Genomic DNA, 398 nt, shown 5'->3' with positions numbered 1-398 from the left:
ACATAGCCGCCCTTGCCGGGTGCACCCTGCGCCGATACATTGCCGTCAATGTAAGCCGTGCCGTCCGAATACAACACCACGCTGCCGCCCTTGGTCACGCCATCGGCTGTGATGTTGGAGCTGGCGGTTGTGGTCAGACTCTGCGACGCGCGCAGGAAGATCCGTCCGCCTTCGCTCACCACGCTGCTGGCGTTGATGTTGCCGCTGTTGTTGATCAGGCCCGCAGCGATGCCGATACGGCCCGCTTCGGCGGTAATGGTGCCGAGGTTGGTGACGCTGCCTGCCGTGCCGGTGACATTGACCGACACGCCCGGCGTGGCTGTATCCACCAGTTGCACCGTCTGGCCTGCCGCCAGCAGGATTTCTCCGTTCGGGCTCTGGATCACGCCGCTGTTGCT

Annotated in this window: 1 pseudogene; it reads right to left on the bottom strand. The window is 64.1% G+C overall.

Annotated features, from left to right (window positions below):
* Window positions 1-398: pseudogene (locus tag AKL25_RS24505) on the bottom strand (filamentous hemagglutinin N-terminal domain-containing protein); the annotation flags it as partial.

The sequence above is a fragment of the Herbaspirillum rhizosphaerae genome, assembly GCF_001189965.1.
Classification (GTDB): domain Bacteria; phylum Pseudomonadota; class Gammaproteobacteria; order Burkholderiales; family Burkholderiaceae_D; genus Herbaspirillum; species Herbaspirillum rhizosphaerae.
This window is presented reverse-complemented; position numbering and strand designations above follow the sequence as displayed.